1 protein-coding gene is annotated in these 4,210 nt (G+C 65.3%); it reads left to right on the forward strand.

The window, feature by feature from the left end:
• Positions 1–4,210, forward strand: a 4,210-nt coding sequence (locus HZZ13_RS36200; protein ID WP_197964199.1) for a non-ribosomal peptide synthetase, incomplete at both ends; no start/stop codon positions are given.

Consider the following 4,210-nt stretch of genomic DNA (forward strand, 5'->3'; position numbering starts at 1 on the left):
GGACGGCGGTGACGTATCCTGAGCAGCAGTGCATCCATGAGCTGTTTGAGGCGCAGGTGCAAAAGGCGCCGGATGCGGTGGCGGTGGTCTATCAGGACCAGCGCGTCAGCTATGGCGAGCTCAATGCGCACGCCAACCAGCTGGCGCATCATCTGATCGGGCTCGGGGTGAAGCCGGATCAGCCGGTGGCGATCTGCGTTGCGCGCAGCGTGGCGATGGTGGTCGGGCTGCTGGCGATCCTCAAGGCGGGGGGCGCCTATCTGCCGCTGGATCCGGCCTATCCGCCGGCGCGGCTGCACCAGGTGCTGGAGGATGCGGCGCCCCACCTGTTGCTGGCCGATGCGGCGGGGCGATCGGCGCTGGGCGACGATGCGCTAGCCGATGTGAGCGTGGTGGATCTGGAGACGGCCATGCCGGCGTGGGCAGACCTGCCGGCGTCGGATCCGGACCCGCGTGCGCTCGGCCTGACCTCACGCCATCTCGCCTATGTGATCTACACCTCCGGATCCACCGGCACGCCCAAGGGGGCACAGAATGAGCATCGGGCTATCGTCAATCGCTTGATTTGGATGCAAAACGCCTATGCTCTCAAGGCAACTGATGTCGTGTTGCAGAAGACGCCATTTGGCTTCGATGTCTCGGCCTGGGAGTTCTTCTGGACCTTGCTTGAAGGGGCGACCCTGGTGCTGGCGCCTCCGGGTACGCACAGAGATCCCGCTGCATTGGTCGACTTGATCATCAGCCAACGCATCACGACGGTTCACTTCGTGCCATCCATGCTGGTCAGCTTTATGGATGCGAAGAGTGTTGAGCGCTGCAGATCGCTGCGACGAGTTTTATGCAGCGGCGAGGCGCTCCCTGCCGCCAGTGTGCATAGGGTTCGGAGCCTTTTGCCTTGGACGGGCCTGCACAATCTCTACGGTCCGACGGAAGCTGCGATCGACGTGACAGCATGGAGTTGTCCGGATGAGTTTGATGGCGCTATTGTGCCGATCGGCCGTCCGATTGCGAACACGCGGGTGTATCTGCTTGACGGTCATGGTGCACCGGTTCCGTTTGGCGCGGTCGGGGAGCTCTACGTCGGCGGGGCGGGGGTGGCGCGGGGCTACCTGAACCGGCCCGAGCTGACCGCGGAGCGGTTCATCGCCAGTCCCTTTGTGGACGGCGACCGGCTGTACAAGACCGGCGATCTGGCGCGCTACCTGCCGGACGGCAATCTGGAGTTTTTGGGCCGCAACGACGACCAGGTGAAGATCCGCGGCTTCCGGATCGAGCCGGGCGAAATCGCGGCGCGGATTTGCGAGCACCCGTTGGTGCGCGAGGCGGTGGTGGTGGCGCAACCGGATCGGGCCGGCGAGAAGCGTCTGGTCGGCTATGTGGTGTGTGCGCCGGAAGCAGCTTCGAACGGGCTGGATGGAAGCGAGCTTGCCGGCGCCTTGCGCGCCCAGCTAAGTGCGCACCTGCCGGAGTACATGGTGCCGGCAGCGTTCGTGCGGCTGGCGGCGCTGCCGCTGACGGTGAACGGCAAGCTGGACCGCAAGGCGCTGGCTGCGCCGGACGATGAGGCGTACGCGCATCGCGCCTATGAGCCGCCGCAGGGCGAGATCGAGACGGCGCTGGCCGAGATCTGGGCCGAGCTGCTCGATGTTGAGCGGGTCGGACGGCACGACCACTTCTTTGCGCTCGGCGGGCACTCACTATTGGCGATGCAGCTGATCAGTCGGGTCTCGCAGGCCATTGGCTTCACACTGCCGCTGACCACGCTGTTTGCCAAACCGGTGCTGGCCGATCTGGCCGCGAGTATCATGGATGAGTTGAGCCGCTCCGGCGCGCAAGGCCTGCCAGCCATTGCGCCGGTGTCGCGTGAAGCGCCGCTTGTGCTGTCGTTTGCGCAGCAGCGGCTGTGGTTTTTGGCGGAGCTGGATCAGGGCAGCACGAACTATCACATTCCACTCGGCTGGCGGCTCAAGGGTGGGCTCGACCGCAGCGCCTGGCAGCGTAGCCTGGACCGTGTGTTGGCGCGCCATGAGGCGCTGCGCAGCGTGTTTGTCGCGCCGGAGGGCAAGCCCTGGGTGGAGCTGCTGCCGCAGGATGCGGGGCTGCCGGTTGTGGAGAACGATCTGCGGGACAGGCCGGATGCGGACGAGGCGCTATTGAGTCTGTGCAGGGAAGAGGCGCGCACGCCGTTCGATCTGGCGCGTGGCCCGCTGATCCGCGGCCGGCTGATACGGATCGCGGATGAGGAGCACGTCTTGCTGCTGACGCAGCATCACATTGTCTCGGATGGTTGGTCGCTGGGCGTGTTGGCGCGTGAACTCAGTCAGCTGTACCGGGCGTTCGTGGCCGGAGAAGGCGATCCGCTGCCGCCGCTTGCAATCCAGTATCCGGACTATGCCGCCTGGCAACGGCAGTGGCTGTCGGGCGCGCGGCTGCAGAGCCAGGCGCAGTATTGGCGCAGCAATCTGTCCGGCGCGCCGGCCCGTCTGGCGCTGCCGACGGACCGGCCGCGGCCGGCGCAGCAGTCGTTTGCGGGGGCGACGGTCCCGATCGTCATTGATGCGGAGCTGACGCGGGAGCTGAAGCGGCTGAGCCGGCGGCATGGCACGACGCTGTTCATGACGGTGCTGGCGGCGTGGGCCGCGGTGCTGTCGCGTCTGTCGGGACAGGACGATCTTGTGATTGGCGTGCCGAGCGCCAATCGCGGGCGCCGCGAGATCGAAGAGCTGATCGGCTTCTTCGTCAACACGCTGGCGCTCCGGCTGGACTTGTCGGGCGAGCCGAGCGTGTCGGAGCTGTTGGAGCGGACGCGGCGCACGGTGCTGGCTGCGCAGGAGTACCAGGACCTGCCGTTTGAGCAGGTGGTGGAGATCGTGCAGCCGCCCCGGGCTCTTGATCACACGCCGTTGTTCCAGGTGATGCTGGCCTGGCAGAACAACGCCGCTGGGACGTTCGACCTTCCTGGGCTGCGTGTGGAGGCGGCGGCAGACGGCTTCGATCAGGTCAAGTTTGATCTGGAGCTGAACCTTGGTGAGCATGGCGAGGTCATCGCCGGAACGTTTGGTTATGCGACGGCGCTGTTTGATCGGACAACGATCGAGCGGCAGCGGGGGTATCTGCTGACGCTGCTGCGGGCGATGGTTGCCGATGCGCAGCAAGAGGTCGGGCGGATTGAGCTTCTGTCGTCCGCCGAGCGGGCGTATCTGTTGGAGGAGCTGAACCGGACGGCATCGGCCTATCCGTTGGACGTGTGCATCCACGAGCTGTTCGAGGCACAGGTTCGCCGTGCGCCGGACGCGGTGGCGGTGGTCTATCAGGACCAGCGCGTCAGCTATGGCGAGCTCAATGCGCACGCCAACCAGCTGGCGCATCATCTGATCGGGCTCGGGGTCAGGCCGGACCAGCCGGTGGCGATCTGCGTTGCGCGCAGCGTGGCGATGGTGGTCGGGCTTTTGGCGATCCTCAAGGCGGGCGGGGCGTACCTGCCGCTGGACCCGGCCTATCCGCCGGCGCGGCTGCGGCAGGTTCTCGACGATGCGGCGCCGCGAGTGCTGCTGGCCGATGCGGCCGGCCGATCCGCGCTGGGCGCTGATGCGCTGGCCGATGTGAGCGTGGTGGATCTGGAGACGGCCATGCCGGCGTGGGCAGACCTGCCGGCGTCGGATCCGGACCCACGTGCGCTCGGGCTGACCTCGCGCCATCTCGCCTATGTGATCTACACCTCGGGATCCACAGGCACCCCCAAGGGGGTCATGGTCGAGCATCGCGGCTTGGTCAATCTCAGCTTGGCTCAGATCGGGCTTTTTGGCGTTTGTTGCAACAGCCGCGTAGTGCAGTTCGCCTCCTTCAGTTTTGATGCAAGCGCCTCGGAGCTTGTTATGGCGTTTGGCTCGGGAGCCGCATTGCATTTGCCTGCGGATGAGCTCCGTCAAGCGAGTAACAAGCTATCGGATTATCTGCGAAGCGAAGCCATCACGCATGCGACGCTGCCTCCAGCCTTGCTTCAGGGAAGCCAGAAGCTGGAAGGCTTGGGATCGCAAGTTCTCATTCTTGCTGGAGAGCTGCCGAAGGCAGAACTCATCCGGAGTCTGGCTCCAGCATCCATTGTCAATGCTTATGGACCTACCGAAGCAACAGTTTGTGCGGCGACCTGGAGTTGCCCCGATGAATTTGATGGGGCCATTGTCCCGATTGGCCGCCCGATTGCGAACAC

The sequence above is a fragment of the Bradyrhizobium agreste genome (assembly GCF_016031625.1).
GTDB lineage: Bacteria > Pseudomonadota > Alphaproteobacteria > Rhizobiales > Xanthobacteraceae > Bradyrhizobium > Bradyrhizobium agreste.